We start from the raw sequence: 15,099 nt of genomic DNA on the forward strand, positions 1-15,099 counted from the left end.
AGCAGGTGGTATGGTACCGTGACGTGGGTATACGTCGACGGACGGAACGAAAGGCCTCGACCGTGAACAATTTCGGGAAGAATCTGGCGCTCTGGATCATTATCGCGCTGTTGCTCGTTGCGCTCTTCAATCTGTTCCAGAGCTCTTCCAGCCGCGGTCCCCAGACCAGCATCGCCTATTCGGAGTTCCTCAGCGACGTGGACCGGAACCAGGTTTCCGATGTCACGATCCAGGGACCCACGCTCAACGGCCATTATACGGACGGTCGTGCCTTCTCGACCTATACGCCGAACGATCCGGGGCTGGTCGGTCACCTGACCGAGAAGAAGGTCCGGATCACCGCGCAGCCGATCGAGGATAACGTCCCGTCGCTGTTCGGCATCCTGATCAACTGGTTCCCGATGCTGCTGCTGATCGGCGTCTGGATCTTCTTCATGCGCCAGATGCAGGGCGGCGGCGGCCGGGCCATGGGCTTCGGCAAGTCGCGCGCCCGCCTGCTGACCGAGAAGGTCGGCCGCATCACTTTCGACGACGTCGCCGGCGTCGACGAGGCGAAGCAGGACCTCGAAGAGATCGTCGAGTACCTGAAGGACCCGCAGAAGTTCCAGCGCCTGGGCGGCAAGATCCCCAAGGGCTGTCTGCTCGTGGGCCCGCCGGGTACCGGCAAGACGCTGCTGGCGCGCGCCATCGCCGGCGAGGCGAACGTGCCGTTCTTCACCATCTCGGGCTCCGATTTCGTTGAGATGTTCGTCGGTGTCGGCGCGTCCCGCGTCCGCGACATGTTCGAACAAGGCAAGAAAAACGCCCCGTGCATCATCTTCATCGATGAAATCGACGCGGTCGGCCGCCATCGCGGTGCCGGCCTGGGCGGCGGCAACGACGAGCGCGAACAGACCCTGAACCAGCTTCTGGTCGAGATGGACGGGTTCGAGGCGAACGAGGGCGTGATCCTGATCGCGGCCACCAACCGCCCGGACGTGCTCGATCCAGCCCTGCTGCGCCCCGGCCGCTTCGACCGCCAGGTCGTGGTGCCGAACCCGGACGTGCTGGGCCGCGAGAAGATCCTCAAGGTCCATATGCGCAAGGTCCCGCTCGCGGCCGACGTCGAGGCCAAGGTCGTGGCGCGCGGCACGCCGGGCTTCTCCGGTGCCGATCTCGCCAACCTCGTCAACGAGGCGGCGCTGATGGCGGCGCGCAAGGGCAAACGATCCGTCTCCATGCTCGAATTCGAGCAGGCCAAGGACAAGGTCATGCTGGGCGCGGAACGCCGCTCCATGGTCATGACCGACAAGGAAAAGGAACTGACCGCCTATCACGAGGCCGGTCATGCCCTGGTCGCGCTCTATCAGCCGCTGCATCACCCGCTGCACAAGGTCACGATCATTCCCCGGGGCCGGGCGCTGGGCGTCACCTGGTACCTGCCGGAGCGGGATCAGCTCAGCCAGTCCTTGAAGGAACTGACCGGCCGCATCGCGTCGACCTTCGGCGGCCGTGTCGCTGAGGAAATCATCTTCGGCGAAGAGAACGTGACGACCGGTGCCGCGAGCGACATCCATCAGGCGACCTCGACTGCCCGCCGGATGGTAACCGAATGGGGCATGTCGGAGACGCTCGGCCGGATTCGCTACAGCGACAACGAGGAAGAGGTGTTCCTCGGCCACTCGGTCACCCAGCGCAAAAATGTGTCGGATGCGACGGCAAAGCTGATCGACGACGAGATCCGGCGCATCGTCGAGACCGGCGAGGCGACGGCGCGCAAGGTGCTGACCGAGCATGTCGATGAACTGCATGCGATTGCCCGGGCGTTGCTCGAATACGAGACGCTATCGGGTGACGAGTGCCGCAAGATCATCGCCGGCGAGAAGATCGAACGCGATCTGACCGACGACGACACCCGCCCGGCTACCCCGCGCCGGTCCTCGATCCCGCCGGCCGGTGGGCGCAAGGACAAGCCGGCGGGCGGTCTCGAACCCGAGCCGCAGCCGAATACCTGATGGCGCCGGCCAATCCGGCCGGTCGTTCCGAACTTCGAGGCCCCGCCGCAAGACGGGGCCTCGATTCGTTGGAACGCCTGCCGCCGACATCGCTGTATCTTTGCCCCCAAGGATTCCTGGCCGGCGCGACCGCCAGCATGGCCATCGATGCCGGCCTCGCCTGGCGTGTCGCCGGCGGCTGGATGGCCGCGACCCTCATCGAGATCTTCGTGCGCAATCCCGACGGCGGCGCCGACAGGCTTATCGTTTCGGTTCCGGAACTATCCGCTTGGCTCGGCGAGACTGACGGTGCCGCTGCCCGACGCCTGCGCGAGCTTGCCGAACGGCTGCAGACTCCGCGTGCACCCTGGGCCGGCTTGGCCCTGGATCGACCCCACGCCATGGGTATCGTCAACACCACGCCCGACAGTTTCTCCGACGGCGGCGACCATGATGGCATCGAGGCGGCGGTCGCCCACGGCATGGCGTTGCGCGCGGCCGGGGCGGCGATCCTCGACGTCGGGGGCGAATCGACCCGGCCGGGTGCCGCCGGGGTGTCGGTCGAGGCGGAGATCGAGCGGGTCGTGCCGGTGATCCGCGGGCTGGTCGCCGAGGGCGCGCTTGTCTCGGTCGACACGCGGCGGGCCGCCGTCATGGCAGCGGCGCTCGATGCGGGAGCCGTCATCCTGAACGACGTGCAGGCGCTGACCCAGCCCGGCACCCTGGCGTTGGCGGCGAAGACCCAGGCCCCCGTCGCACTCATGCACATGCAGGGGGAGCCGCGCACCATGCAGGCCTCGCCCCGCTACGACGTCGCTGCACTCGACGTGTTCGACTGGCTGGACGCCCGCGTTGCCGCCTGCGGGGCGGCCGGCCTGCCGCGCGACCGCATCCTGGTCGATCCCGGCATCGGTTTCGGCAAGGCGCTCGGTCATAATCTCGGAATCCTCGCGGCTCTCGGGCTCCTTCACACGCTGGGCACCGGCATCCTGCTGGGCGTGTCGCGCAAGAGCTTCATCGGCAAGATCGATGGCAGCGCCGATCCCAGGCGCCGCCTGGGCGGCTCGCTGGCCGCTGCCCTGGACGGATGGGGGCGGGGCGCCCAGATTGTCCGGGTGCATGACGTGGCCGAGACGATCCAGGCGCTGCGCGTTGCCCAGGCAATTGCGGAGGCGCGCGCCCAGCTTAGCTCGCGCGCGGGCGAGGCACTTGCTATAGAGGCAGCGGCGATCAGCCGGAGGAATGAATGATGACGCGGAAACTTTTCGGTACCGACGGGATCCGGGGCACGGCCAACACGGCGCCCATGACCGCCGATATCGCGCTCAAGGTCGCGGTCGCGGCGGCGCGCCATTTCCGCCGGGGCAATCACCGCCATGTCGTCGTCATCGGCAAGGACACGCGGCTGTCCGGCTACATGCTGGAACCGGCGCTGACCGCCGGCTTCATTTCCATGGGCATGGATTGCGTGCTGGTCGGCCCGATCCCGACCCCGGCGGTCGCCATGCTGACCCGCTCGCTGCGCGCCGACCTGGGCGTGATGATCTCCGCCTCGCACAATCCCTATGAAGACAACGGCCTGAAGCTGTTCGGTCCCGACGGCCAGAAACTGTCCGACGATATCGAGGCGGCGATCGAATCCTCTGTTGCGACCGGCACCAACGAGGATCTGGCGCCTTCGGCCCATCTGGGCCGCGCCCGCCGGCTCGAGGACAATGGCGGCCGCTACATCGAATGGGTCAAGAACACCCTGCCGCGCGGCATGCGGCTCGACGGCATCCGCATCGTGATCGATTGCGCCCACGGCGCTGCCTACAAGGTGGCGCCCAGCGTGCTCTACGAACTGGGCGCCGAGGTCATTCCCCTGGGCGTCTCGCCCGACGGGTTCAACATCAACCGGGATTCGGGCGCCATGTCGCCCCGCGCCATGCAGCAGGCCGTGGTCGAGCACAAGGCGCATCTGGGCCTGGCGCTCGACGGCGATGCCGATCGCCTGTTGGTGGCCGACGAGACCGGACAGCTGCTCGACGGCGACCAGCTGATGGGTCTGATCGCCAGCCGCGCCCATCGCGCCGGCAACCTCAAGGGCGGCGGCCTGGTCGCGACGGTCATGTCCAACCTCGGGCTGGAACGCTACCTGGACGGCCTCGGCCTCAGCTTGGCGCGTACGGCGGTCGGCGACCGCTACGTGTTCGAGCACATGCGCGAGCACGGCTTCAATGTCGGCGGCGAGCAGTCGGGCCACATCATCCTGACCGACCATTCCACGACCGGCGACGGGCTGCTGGCGGCGCTGCAGGTGCTGGCCGCGATGATCGAGCGCAATGCGCCCCTGAGCGAGGTCGGCCGTGTCTTCACGCCGCTGCCCCAGCGCCTGAAGAGCGTCCGCTTCGCCGCTGGCAGCGAGCCCCTGAAGATGCCGCGGATTATGGAGGCGATCCGCGCGGCCGAGGCCCAACTGGTCGGCAACGGCCGCCTGCTGCTGCGCAAGTCCGGCACGGAGCCGGTCATCCGCGTCATGGCGGAGGGCGAGGACGAGGCGCTGGTCACCGCGGTCGTCGACAGCCTGTCCGGGCTCATCGCCGAGACGGCCGGCGGTTCGGGCCCGGCTGGGCATTGACCGCCCCGCCGCGCATCCTGATCGTCGCCGGCTCGGATTCCGGCGGCGGTGCCGGCCTGCAGGCCGACCTCAAGACCGTGCTGGCGCTCGGCGGCTACGGCATGACCGCGGTCACGGCGCTGACCGCCCAGAATACTCTGGGCGTACACGAGGTCCTGCCCGTGCCGGCCTCGTTCGTGCGCCGCCAGATGCGGGTCGTGCTCGACGATCTCGGCGCCGATGCGGTCAAGACCGGCATGCTGAAGGATGCCGGCATCATTGCGGCGGTCGCCGAAGAATTGCCGGACGGGGTGCCGCTGGTGGTCGATCCCGTGATGGTCGCCAAGGGCGGGGCCGCTTTACTCGATCCCGATGCGATCGACGCGTTGAAGCGATTGCTGTTGCCCCGAACCACGGTGCTGACGCCGAACCTGCCGGAGGCCGAAGCGCTGCTCGGCCTCACGATCGGCGATCTCGACGGCATGAAGCGCGCGGCCGGAATCCTACTAGGCCTCGGGCCGGCGGCAGTCCTGCTCAAGGGCGGCCACCTGCCGGGCGATATGGTCCATGACGTGCTGGCCGACCGGTCGGGGATCCGGATATTTTCCGCGCCGCGCATTCCGTCCCACCATACTCATGGCACCGGTTGCACGCTCGCATCGGCATTGGCAACCGGGCTGGGCGCCGGTCGGCCGCTGGCCGAGGCGGTCGCCCGCGCACGCGAGTATGTGCGCGAGGCGATTCGGGCGGCGCCAGGGTTCGGGCGCGGCCACGGCCCGCTCGGCCACGGCCATACGGTCGGTAAATTCTAGAGTCCGAGGACATTCATGATGATGCGAACCGGCTTGCGCTGGCTCTGGCTGACGGGCGTGGTCGCCGCCATCGACCAGATCTCGAAGATCCTGCTGATCGAGCGGCTGCCGCCGTTCCGGCCGGTCGCGGTCCTGCCGTCGTTGAATTTCCTGCTGACCTACAACACCGGTGTCTCGTTCAGCTTCCTGCAGCTGCCCGGCGGCTGGCAGCGCTGGCCCCTCGCGATCTTCGCGCTGGTCATCGTCGCGGTGTTGGTCGGCTGGCTGGCGCGCATGGCATCGGACCGGCGCCTGCTTGCGGCAGCCGTCGCGATCGTGCTGGGCGGGGCGGTCGGCAACTTGATCGATCGGATCGTGCAGGGACAGGTGACCGATTTCATCCAGGTCTATTGGGGCACCTGGTCGTTCGCGATCTTCAACCTGGCCGATGCTGCGATCACCGTCGGCGTGGCGCTGATCCTGCTGGATAATCTGCTCGGCGGCGACGGCCGGTCACGCCAGGGCGCCTGACCGGCCGGGATATCCATCCGATCGGCTAATGGGCGATCTCATGGCCGATCAAGGCGCCGCCGACGGCGCCACCCACCGTGGCCGCGGTCTTGCCGTCGCCCTTGCCGAACTGGTTGCCCGCATAGGCACCGGCACCGGCGCCCACCGTCTCGGCGCACGCGCCCAAGGCCAGGGGGGCAAGGATCATGATCGCGATCGCCAGCTTCTTCAGCGGGCGAGCGCGCTGGGTGTCAAAATCGCGCATGACGTTCTCCTGTTGACGAACCTGTCACCCCAGACCAACAGGCGAGCGGGCAGACGGTTCCGACCCGCGGCGTCAGACGACCGACAGCAGCGGATCGGGCTCGGCGTCGCGCAGGTCGCGCAGGGTGGCCAGCGCCGTCTCCAGGATGCCGAGATCGGCCACGGTGCCGAGGCAGACACGCACACCGTTCACCGGAGCGATGCGCCCGACCGTGAAGGCGTTGGCCCCGGTCACGGCGATGCCCAGCCGCCGGGCCTCGGTCACGAATTCGCTGGCGCGCCAGCGCTCGTCGAGCGGCAGCCACAGGTGATAGGCGTTGGGATGTCCCATCACGTCGGACCCCAGGACCCGCCGGGCCAGGGCCTGGCGCTGCGCCGCTTCATGTCGCTTGGTCGCCGCCAGCCGCTCGGCGGCGCCGCTCAGGATCCAACGCGTCGCGATCTCGACCATCAGCGGCGGCACCATCCAGATCGTCGATCGCACGGCGAGGGCCAATCGGTCGACCCGATCGGCCGGCGCCAGGATATAGCCGATGCGCAGGCCGGGTGCCGCGCTCTTGGATAGGCTGGTCACCAGGAAGGTCCGCTCCGGCGCCAAGGCGGCGAACGGCGTCGGGCGGTCGATCAGGAAGCCGTAGACGTCGTCCTCGACGATCAGCACGTCGTGGCGCCGCGCGATCTCCACGATCGCCCTCCGGCGGTCGACCGGCAGGACGCCGCCCAGCGGGTTGCTGATGTTCGGCGTCAGGTACAGCATCCGGATCGGCCATTGCCGGCAGGCCGCGGCGAAGGCATCGGGCAGGACACCATGTTCGTCGACCGCGATGCCTTCCAGCCGGACCTGGCGCAGCTGGCAGGCCGCCTTCAGGCCTGGGTAGGTCATGGCCTCGGTCGCCACCACGTCGCCCGGATTGGCATAGGCGCCGAGGATGGTCGACAGGCAGTGCTGGCCGCCCGCGGTAACCAGGATCCGGTCGGGCGTGGTTTCCGCCCCGGTCAACCCCAGCCAGGCGGCGCCGGCCGCCCGGGCCGGCGGCAGGCCGGTATGGTTCTGATAGCGCAGCAACTCGCCCAGATCCGGCTTCTCGGCGATGGCGCGCAGGGTTTCGGCGAACAGCGCGGTCTCTTCGCCGGGCATCGGATGATTTTGCGCCAGGTTGAGCAGCCCGGCCGGCTCGAGCGCGCGCTCGGGCGGCAACGCGGACGGCACTGGCGGCTCGAGGCCGCGGATGAAGGTGCCGCGCCCGACCTCGCCGGCGATCAAGCCGCGCCGCTCGGCCTCGGCATAGGCCCGGCTGACCGTGCCGACCGTGACTTTCAGATGCCAGGCCAGATCGCGGTGGGTCGGCAGGCGGTCGCCCGATCGCAGCCGGCCTTCGCGCAGGTCCAAGGCGAGCGCTTCGGCGATGGCGCGATAGCGGGGCCCGGTAAAACGGGCGAGGTCTGGTTGCCACATTGTCATGATGACAATATTCGGTTTGACCGAGGGATCTTGTCAATGTCTCTATTGAATAGATACAATTTTCCGTCATCTCGCTTGGAGGAGATGAATTATGGGTACAATACTGGTCGAGCGGCAGCGCGGGGTTCCCGCGCTCGAGGCAAAATCGCTGGGCGTCGGCCTGCTCGCGCTCGCGGCACGCTGGCTGTCGCGCGTTCGGTCCCGGCGGCAATTGCGGCTGCTGCTGGCCGATCCCCGGGTGCTGGCCGATCTCGGCTTGACCGCAGACCAGGCCGATCAGGAATCCTTGAAGCCGTTCTGGCGCTAAGACGGAGCTTTGCGGGACATGACGACAGAACTCTCGATCTATCAGGTCGACGCCTTCACCGACGAATTGTTCGGGGGCAATCCGGCCGCCGTCGTTCTGCTGCAGGAATGGCTGCCGGATGCGCTGCTGCAAAAGATCGCCGCCGAGAACAATTTGGCCGAGACCGCCTTTCTCGTCCCCGAGCGCGACATGTACCACCTGCGCTGGTTCACGCCCAAGATCGAGGTCGACCTGTGCGGTCATGCGACCCTGGCCTCGGCCCAGGTCGTGTTCGAGATGCTCTATCCGGGTCGGCGCTCCGTCACCTTCGTGACCCGCCGGGCCGGCCCGCTGACCGTCACCGTCCAGGGCGACCGGCTGGCGATGGATTTCCCGTCGCGTCCGCCCGAGCGCATCTCGCCGCCGGCCGGGCTGGTCGAGGCGCTGGGGGCCGAGCCGGTCGAGGTCTGGGCGTCGGGCAAGCTGCTGGCGGTGTTCGAGACCGAGGGCGCAGTGAAGGCGCTGCAGCCGGACTTCCGCCGGGTCGCGGCGCTCGATTGTTTCGGCGTGATCGCGACGGCCCCGGGCAACGATGGTGTGGATTTCGTGTCGCGCTACTTCGCCCCCCATGCCGGCGTCGACGAGGATCCGGTCACCGGTTCGGCCCATTGCGTGCTGGTGCCTTACTGGTCCCGGCGCCTGGGCAAGGCGAAGCTCGAAGCGCGCCAGATCTCCGCACGTGGCGGCCGGCTGTCGTGCGAGGATCGGGGCGAGCGGGTGACGCTGGCCGGACGCGCCGTGCTATATCTCGAAGGACGGATCTTCGTGCCGTCTCCCATCGACAGCCCCTGATGCCGCCTTCGCGGAGCCTCTGATCGTGAACCCACTCGCCATTTCCTTCGACGATGTCGCTGCCGCGCACGAGCGCATCGCATCGGTCGCCCACCGTACGCCGGTCCTGACCTCGACCACGGCCGACACGCTCGCCGGCGCGCAATTGTTCTTCAAATGCGAGAACCTGCAGCGCGTCGGCGCCTTCAAGTTTCGCGGCGCGTACAATGCCATCGCCCAGTTCGATCCGGATCAGCGGACGCGCGGCGTCGTGGCCTATTCCTCCGGCAACCATGCCCAGGGCATCGCGCTCGCCGCCCGGCTGCTGGGCGTGCCGGCCGTGATCGTCATGCCGCATGACGCGCAGGCGACCAAGCTGGCCGCGACGCGGGCGTATGGGGCGGAAGTCGTCCTCTACGATCGCTATACCGAGGACCGGGACGCCATCGGTAAAGGCCTGGCCGAAGCGCGTGGCCTGACCCTGATCCCGCCCTACGACCATCCGCATATCATGGCCGGGCAGGGCACCGTCGCGAAGGAACTGATCGAAGAGGTCGGGTCGCTCGACGTGCTGATCGCTCCGCTCGGCGGCGGTGGCCTGTTGTCCGGCTGCGCCACGGCCGCCAAGGCGATGAGCCCCGGCTGTATCGTGATCGGCGTCGAGCCGGAGGCCGGCAACGACGGGCAGCGCAGTTTTCGCAGCGGCCAGATCGTGCGCATCGAGACGCCCAAGACCATCGCCGATGGCGCGCAGACCCAGTTCCTGGGGCAGCATACCTTCCCGGTGATCCAGCAGCGGGTCGACGACATTCTGACCGTCACCGACGGTGAACTGGTCGAGGCGATGAGATTTTTCGCCGGCCGCATGAAGATGATCGTCGAGCCGACGGGCTGCCTGGCCGCGGCCGTAGCCTTTGGGCAGCAGCTCGATCTCAAGGGCAAGCGGGTCGGCGTGGTGCTGTCCGGCGGCAATGTGGACCTGGGCAATTTCGCGAAGTTGCTGCAGGCCGCTTAAGGCGGCAAGCGGGTCTGCCTTGCCCGGCATGCACTTCTCGCTCCTCGCCTGATTTGTCTTTCATACCAAATCGTTACGCGAGAAGATCGGCGATCGGTTGCGCGCGGAACGATCTTCCCGATTGACCGCGCGTACGGCGGGCTGGACGCTAGCCACCGGCATTCGAGCCGCCCCGATGGGTCACTCTCTCCTGCGAACGAGACCGATGAAGCCGCAACGCCGTCCCGCCTGCACCCATTTCTCCTCCGGCCCCTGTGCCAAGCGTCCGGGCTGGAGCCTGGCCGCGCTCGAAGCGGCGGTCATCGGCCGCTCGCACCGCTCCAAGCTCGGCAAGGGACGGCTGCATGAGGTGATCGAGCGGAGCCGGCGGGTCCTGGGCGTGCCGGCGGACTATCGCATCGGCATCGTTCCGGCGTCCGACACCGGGGCGGTCGAAATGGCGCTCTGGTCGCTGCTCGGGCCCCGTCCGGTCGACCTGCTCGCCTGGGAAAGCTTCGGCGACGGCTGGGTCGGCGACGTGCTGAAACAGCTGAAGCTGCCCAACGCGCGGCGAATCGCGGCGACCTATGGGCAATTGCCGGACCTGGGCGTGCCCGATCCGGCCCATGATCTGGTCTTCACCTGGAACGGTACGACCTCGGGCGTCCGCGTGCCGAACGGCGACTGGATCGCGGACGATCGGGCCGGCCTGACCATCTGCGACGCGACCTCCGCCGCCTTCGCCATGGAGCTGCCGTGGCCGAAGCTCGATGTCGTCACCTGGTCCTGGCAGAAGGTGCTGGGCGGGGAGGCGGCCCACGGCATGATCGCCTTGAGCCCGCGCGCGGTCGAACGGCTCGAATGCTCCGTGCCGCCCTGGCCGATGCCGAAGATCTTTCGCATGACCAGTGGCGGCAAGCTGATCGAGGGGCTGTTCGAGGGCGAGACGATCAACACGCCTTCGATGCTCGCGGTCGAAGATGCGGTCGACGGGCTGAAATGGGCAGAGGGCGTCGGCGGCCTCGACGGCCTGCTGGCCCGGACCCGCGCGAATTTCGCCGCGATCGAGCGCTGGGTCGCGGCGACGCCGTGGATCGCGTTTCTGGCGGAGCGGCCGGAAACGCGCTCGACCACCTCGGTCTGCCTCGTGTTCGTCGACGACTGGTTCCGGGGCCTGAAGCCCGACGTGCAGGCGAAAGTCGCCAAGGACGTGGTCGCGAGGCTGGAGGCGGAAGGCGTCGCCTTCGACATCGGCTCCTACCGCGACGCCCCTGCCGGCCTGCGCATCTGGGCCGGCGCCACGGTCGAGACCGCCGACATCGACGCGCTGCTGCCCTGGATCGACTGGGCCTACGGCGAAGTTCGGCCGGGTTAAGCCACCATGGTCATCCCCGCCTGCGCGGGGATGACGGAAGAAAGGCAGCTCGCGTACCCCTGCCGTGGCATCGACAGGTCGCCCTACTCCGCGATCGCCCGCATGGCACGATAGAGGTCGGCCTTGCCCTCGAAGCCGATGCCGGGCAGGTCGGGCATGGTGATGTGGCCGTCGACGACCGCGACCCCGTCCGGGAAACCGCCATAGGGCTGGAACAGGTCCGGATAGGATTCATTGCCGCCGAGGCCCAGACCGGCTGCGATGTTGAGCGACATCTGATGGCCGCCGTGGGGGATGCAGCGTCGCGGCGACCAGCCAGCCTCCTTCAGCATCTCGAGTGTGCGCAGGTACTCGACCAGGCCGTAGCTCAGGGCGCAGTCGAACTGCAGCCAGTCGCGGTCCGGCCGCATGCCGCCATAGCGGATCAGGTTGCGGGCGTCCTGCATCGAGAACAGGTTCTCGCCGGTCGCCATCGGGTTCGGATAATGCTCGGCCAGCGCCGCCTGCAGCGCGTAGTCGAGCGGGTCGCCGGCTTCCTCGTACCAGAACAGGTCGTACTCCCTCAGCGCCTTGGCATAGGCGGTTGCCGTCTGGAGATCGAACCGGCCGTTGGCGTCGACCGCCAGGCGCTGGCCGGGCTTGAGCATGCCAAGGACGGCCTCGATGCGCAGGCGGTCGTCGGCGAGCGGCGCGCCGCCGATCTTCATCTTGACCACGGTGTAACCACGGTCGAGATAGCCGCGCATCTCGGCCTGCAGCTGCTCGATGCCCTTGCCCGGATAATAATAGCCGCCGGCGGCATAGACGAACACACGCGGATCGGCGGCGCCGGTACCGTAGCGTTCGGCCAGCAGCCGGAACAGCGGCTTGCCTGCGATCTTGGCGACCGCGTCCCATACCGCCATGTCGATCGTGCCGACCGCGACCGAGCGCTCGCCATGGCCGCCCGGCTTCTCGTTGCGCATCAGGGTCGCCCAGATCTTGTGCGGGTCCAGGTTCCCGCCTGTCTCGTCGATCAGGTCCTTGGGATCGGCCTCCATCAGGCGCGGCCGGAACCGCTCGCGGATCAGCGCGCCCTGGCCATAGCGGCCGTTGGAATTGAAGCCATAGCCGACCACCGGCCTGCCGTTGCGCACCACGTCGGTGACGACGGCTACGACCGAACAGGTCATCTTGGAAAAATCGATATAGGCATTGGCAATCGGCGAGGCGATCGGCGCGGTCTGCTCGCGGATGTCGACGATACGCATGGCTTCGGGCTCCCGATGGTTCCCAGCCTCTCTAGCGCGAACGGCGCGCTCCGGCCATGCTCGATCGGCGACGGGGCGGCAATTTGTCTCCGGTCGTCCGGCTTTCCATTGCCCGGCAGGCGCAAACCCGCTATTTCCGGCGGATGGACGATACGCTGCACCCGGCGCTGCTGCCTCACGGCCTGCGCGACATCCTGCCGCCCGACGCGCGGATCGAGGCGGATACGGTCGAGCGCCTGATGGCGATCCTCGGGCACCATGGCTACGACCGGGTCAAACCGCCGCTGGTCGAATTCGAATCGAGCCTGCTCGACGGGCCTGGCGTTGCCATGACCCACGAGACCTTCCGGCTGATGGATCCGATTTCCCACCGCATGATCGCGGTGCGCGCCGACATGACCCTGCAGATCGCGCGCATCGCGACGACGCGGCTGGTGAAGTCGCCGCGCCCCTTGCGCCTGTCCTATGCCGGCCAGGTCCTGCGCGTGCGCGGCAGCCAGCTGCGTCCGGAGCGGCAGGTCGGCCAGGTCGGTGCCGAGTTGATCGGCTCGGCGGCTCCCGAGGCCGATGCGGAGGTCGTAGCGCTCGCGGCCGAGGCGCTGAACGCGATCGGCGTGCCCGGCCTGTCGGTCGATCTCACCCTGCCGGTGCTGGTGCCGGTGATCCTGCAGGCGCTGGGCGTCGAAGGCCGGGCGGCGGAGCAGCTGCGCGGCGCGCTCGACCGCAAGGATGCGGCGGCGATCGCCGCGATCGGCGGCCCCTCGGCCGAGATCCTGGGCGGTTTGATGGCCGCGGCCGGCCCCGCCGACCGCACCTTGGCGGCGATCGCGGCGATCGATCTGCCGGAAGGCGGCCGGACCCAGGTCGCAGCCCTGACCGAGATCGTGCGGTTGATCCGTGCGCGCGCGCCGGATTTGATGCTGACGATCGATCCGGTCGAGAATCGCGGCTTCGAATATCACACCGGCGTCAGCTTCACGATCTTCGCCCGCAATATCCGCGGCGAGCTAGGCCGGGGCGGGCGCTATATCGCCGGCGGCCACCAGGCCGAAGACGGCTATGCCAGACGGACGGCGCCCGACCCGCAACCCTCGACCGGCTTCACGCTCTATTCCGATACGGTGCTGCGCGCGCTGGTGTTCGGGCCGCAGCCGCCCCGTGTGTTCCTGCCGCTGGGTGTCGAGCATGCCGTGGGCGTCGAGCTGCGCACCGCCGGCTGGATCACCGTCGCCGGCCTGGAGCCGGTCGCGGATGCCGCGGGCGAGGCGCGTCGACTCGCCTGCAGCCACCTGCTGGTCGACGGCAAACCCGCGGAAGTCTGACCGCAAAAACCCGCGATTGGCCGGTCTGCATTGTCGGCGCTTGCCGTCAGGCGTCCAAGAGTGGTACCTGCCCTCGTTAATCCGTGACAGAGGGGCAAGACCCATGGCCAATGTCGCCGTCATCGGCGCCCAGTGGGGCGACGAGGGCAAGGGGAAGATCGTCGATTGGCTTTCGAGCCGCGCCGAGATCGTGGTTCGCTTTCAGGGCGGCCACAATGCGGGTCATACGCTGGTCATCGGCGAGACCGTCTATAAGCTGAGCCTGCTGCCGTCGGGCGTCGTCCGGCCCGGCAAGCTGTCGATCATCGGCAATGGCGTCGTCGTCGATCCATGGCATCTGGTGAAGGAAATCGCAGCGATCCAGGACAAGGGCGTGTCGATCACGCCCGAGTCCCTGCGGCTGGCCGAGAATGCGACGCTGATCCTGCCGCTCCATGGCGTACTCGACCGCCTGCGCGAAGAGGCGCGGGGCGAGAAGAAGATCGGCACGACCGGTCGCGGCATCGGTCCCGCGTACGAGGACAAGGTCGGCCGCCGCGCGATCCGCGTGTGCGACCTGGCCGAGCCGGAGACCCTGGGCGAGAAGGTCGACAGCCTGTTGCTGCACCACAACGCCCTGCTGAAGGGCCTGGGCGAGCCCGCGGTCGACCGCGAGGCGCTGATCCAGGGCCTGCTCGAGATCGCCCCCAAGATCCTGCCGTACGCCTGCTCGGTCTGGAAGGTGCTGGACGAGGCCAAGCGGGCCGGCAAGCGCATCCTGTTCGAGGGCGCGCAGGCGGTCATGCTCGACGTCGATCACGGCACCTATCCGTTCGTGACCTCGTCCAATACGCTGGCCGGCCAGGCCGCGGCGGGCTCGGGCATCGGTCCCGGCGCCGTCGGCTATGTGCTGGGCATCGCCAAGGCCTATACCACGCGCGTCGGCGCCGGGCCGTTCCCGACGGAACTGAAGGACGAGACCGGCGAGTTGCTGGGCCAGCGCGGTGCCGAATTCGGCACGGTAACGGGCCGCAAGCGGCGCTGCGGCTGGTTCGATGCCGTCATGGTCCGCCAGGCGTGCAAGGTCGGCGGCGTCCACGGCATCGCGCTGACCAAGCTCGACGTGCTGGACGGCATGAAAGAGATCAAGGTCTGCGTCGGCTACAAATACAAGGGCCGGACCTACGATCATCTGCCGTCGGGCCTGCTGGCCGACTCCCTGGTCGAACCGATCTACGAGATCTGCGAAGGCTGGCAGGAATCGACCCGCGGCGCACGCTCCTGGGCGGCACTGCCGGCGACGGCGATCAAGTACATCCGCCGGATCGAGGAACTGATCGAAACGCCGGTGGCCCTGTTCTCGACCAGCCCCGAACGCGACGATACCGTCCTGGTACACGATCCTTTCGCGGATTGAACCACCGATTATACTGAGACGGCACGAACCGCCCTGACGGGGTCCC

The 15,099-nt window shown here is 68.1% G+C and carries 14 protein-coding genes; 11 read left to right on the forward strand and 3 right to left on the reverse strand.

The genetic code is table 11. From position 1 onward, the window contains the following. Positions 1–62: 62 nt before the first annotated feature. The 5 genes from ftsH to lspA all read left to right on the forward strand — a co-directional run bounded on the left by ftsH (position 63) and on the right by lspA (position 5,894). A complete protein-coding gene (ftsH, locus tag VGV37_RS19055; RefSeq protein ID WP_326881322.1) occupies positions 63–1,994 on the forward strand; it encodes an ATP-dependent zinc metalloprotease FtsH in 1,932 nt (643 codons plus the stop codon). A 137-nt stretch (positions 1,995–2,131) separates the two neighbouring features. Continuing rightward, the gene (gene folP / locus VGV37_RS19060) at positions 2,132–3,223 is read left to right on the forward strand and encodes a dihydropteroate synthase (RefSeq protein WP_326881323.1); all 1,092 of its coding nucleotides are present in this window, start codon (positions 2,132–2,134) and stop codon (positions 3,221–3,223) included. Continuing rightward, the gene (gene glmM / locus VGV37_RS19065) at positions 3,220–4,593 is read left to right on the forward strand and encodes a phosphoglucosamine mutase (protein ID WP_414638035.1); all 1,374 of its coding nucleotides are present in this window, start codon (positions 3,220–3,222) and stop codon (positions 4,591–4,593) included. The genes folP and glmM overlap by 4 nt, the downstream gene beginning before the upstream one ends. Then, entirely contained in the window at positions 4,590–5,384 is a 795-nt protein-coding gene (gene thiD / locus VGV37_RS19070) for a bifunctional hydroxymethylpyrimidine kinase/phosphomethylpyrimidine kinase (protein ID WP_326881325.1), read from the forward strand. The genes glmM and thiD overlap by 4 nt, the downstream gene beginning before the upstream one ends. 15 nt (positions 5,385–5,399) lie before the next feature. After that, positions 5,400–5,894: a signal peptidase II gene (lspA, locus tag VGV37_RS19075; protein WP_326881326.1), complete on the forward strand. Its 495-nt coding sequence runs from the start codon at positions 5,400–5,402 to the stop codon at positions 5,892–5,894. Between the two features lie 25 nt (positions 5,895–5,919). Here lspA and VGV37_RS19080 read toward each other — a convergent pair whose 3' ends face one another. After that, positions 5,920–6,138 (reverse strand): glycine zipper 2TM domain-containing protein, encoded by a 219-nt coding sequence (locus tag VGV37_RS19080; protein WP_326881327.1) that lies wholly within the window; start codon positions 6,136–6,138, stop codon positions 5,920–5,922. A gap of 72 nt (positions 6,139–6,210) precedes the next feature. After that, a complete protein-coding gene (locus VGV37_RS19085; RefSeq protein ID WP_326881328.1) occupies positions 6,211–7,599 on the reverse strand; it encodes a PLP-dependent aminotransferase family protein in 1,389 nt (462 codons plus the stop codon). A 91-nt stretch (positions 7,600–7,690) separates the two neighbouring features. Between VGV37_RS19085 and VGV37_RS19090 the strand changes: the two genes are divergently transcribed. The 4 genes from VGV37_RS19090 (at position 7,691) to VGV37_RS19105 (ending at position 11,085) form a co-directional block, all read left to right on the forward strand. Continuing rightward, the gene (locus VGV37_RS19090) at positions 7,691–7,906 is read left to right on the forward strand and encodes a hypothetical protein (protein ID WP_326881329.1); all 216 of its coding nucleotides are present in this window, start codon (positions 7,691–7,693) and stop codon (positions 7,904–7,906) included. A gap of 18 nt (positions 7,907–7,924) precedes the next feature. After that, positions 7,925–8,737, forward strand: a complete 813-nt coding sequence (locus VGV37_RS19095) for a PhzF family phenazine biosynthesis protein (protein WP_326881330.1) — start codon at positions 7,925–7,927, stop codon at positions 8,735–8,737. Positions 8,738–8,762: 25 nt separating this feature from the next. Next, on the forward strand, positions 8,763–9,731 hold the full coding sequence (locus tag VGV37_RS19100; protein WP_326881331.1) for a threo-3-hydroxy-L-aspartate ammonia-lyase: 969 nt from the start codon (positions 8,763–8,765) through the stop codon (positions 9,729–9,731). A 205-nt stretch (positions 9,732–9,936) separates the two neighbouring features. Next, the gene (locus tag VGV37_RS19105) at positions 9,937–11,085 is read left to right on the forward strand and encodes a phosphoserine transaminase (protein ID WP_326881332.1); all 1,149 of its coding nucleotides are present in this window, start codon (positions 9,937–9,939) and stop codon (positions 11,083–11,085) included. Positions 11,086–11,168: 83 nt separating this feature from the next. Here the strand turns inward: VGV37_RS19105 and VGV37_RS19110 are convergent, their stop codons facing one another. Beyond that, positions 11,169–12,335: a mandelate racemase/muconate lactonizing enzyme family protein gene (locus tag VGV37_RS19110; RefSeq protein ID WP_326881333.1), complete on the reverse strand. Its 1,167-nt coding sequence runs from the start codon at positions 12,333–12,335 to the stop codon at positions 11,169–11,171. A 143-nt stretch (positions 12,336–12,478) separates the two neighbouring features. Here VGV37_RS19110 and VGV37_RS19115 point away from each other — a divergent pair, with 143 nt between their 5' ends. Beyond that, a complete protein-coding gene (locus VGV37_RS19115) occupies positions 12,479–13,657 on the forward strand; it encodes an ATP phosphoribosyltransferase regulatory subunit (protein WP_326881420.1) in 1,179 nt (392 codons plus the stop codon). 103 nt (positions 13,658–13,760) lie between these two features. Then, positions 13,761–15,053: an adenylosuccinate synthase gene (locus tag VGV37_RS19120; protein WP_326881334.1), complete on the forward strand. Its 1,293-nt coding sequence runs from the start codon at positions 13,761–13,763 to the stop codon at positions 15,051–15,053. The last annotated feature ends 46 nt before the right edge of the window (positions 15,054–15,099 follow it).

The organism is Aliidongia sp. (assembly GCF_035943795.1).
Classification (GTDB): domain Bacteria; phylum Pseudomonadota; class Alphaproteobacteria; order ATCC43930; family CGMCC-115725; genus Aliidongia.

What these genes read in the sequence shown, in the direction of transcription:
- folP (WP_326881323.1), top strand. Translation starts at nt 2,132, where the DNA reads ATGGCCATCGATGCCGGCCTCGCCTGGCGTGTCGCCGGCGGCTGGATG.
- glmM (WP_414638035.1), top strand. Translation starts at nt 3,220, where the DNA reads ATGATGACGCGGAAACTTTTCGGTACCGACGGGATCCGGGGCACGGCC.
- lspA (WP_326881326.1), top strand. Translation starts at nt 5,400, where the DNA reads ATGATGATGCGAACCGGCTTGCGCTGGCTCTGGCTGACGGGCGTGGTC.
- VGV37_RS19080 (WP_326881327.1), bottom strand. Translation starts at nt 6,138, where the DNA reads ATGCGCGATTTTGACACCCAGCGCGCTCGCCCGCTGAAGAAGCTGGCG.
- VGV37_RS19085 (WP_326881328.1), bottom strand. Translation starts at nt 7,599, where the DNA reads ATGACAATGTGGCAACCAGACCTCGCCCGTTTTACCGGGCCCCGCTAT.
- VGV37_RS19090 (WP_326881329.1), top strand. Translation starts at nt 7,691, where the DNA reads ATGGGTACAATACTGGTCGAGCGGCAGCGCGGGGTTCCCGCGCTCGAG.
- VGV37_RS19095 (WP_326881330.1), top strand. Translation starts at nt 7,925, where the DNA reads ATGACGACAGAACTCTCGATCTATCAGGTCGACGCCTTCACCGACGAA.
- VGV37_RS19105 (WP_326881332.1), top strand. Translation starts at nt 9,937, where the DNA reads ATGAAGCCGCAACGCCGTCCCGCCTGCACCCATTTCTCCTCCGGCCCC.
- VGV37_RS19110 (WP_326881333.1), bottom strand. Translation starts at nt 12,335, where the DNA reads ATGCGTATCGTCGACATCCGCGAGCAGACCGCGCCGATCGCCTCGCCG.
- VGV37_RS19115 (WP_326881420.1), top strand. Translation starts at nt 12,479, where the DNA reads ATGGACGATACGCTGCACCCGGCGCTGCTGCCTCACGGCCTGCGCGAC.
- VGV37_RS19120 (WP_326881334.1), top strand. Translation starts at nt 13,761, where the DNA reads ATGGCCAATGTCGCCGTCATCGGCGCCCAGTGGGGCGACGAGGGCAAG.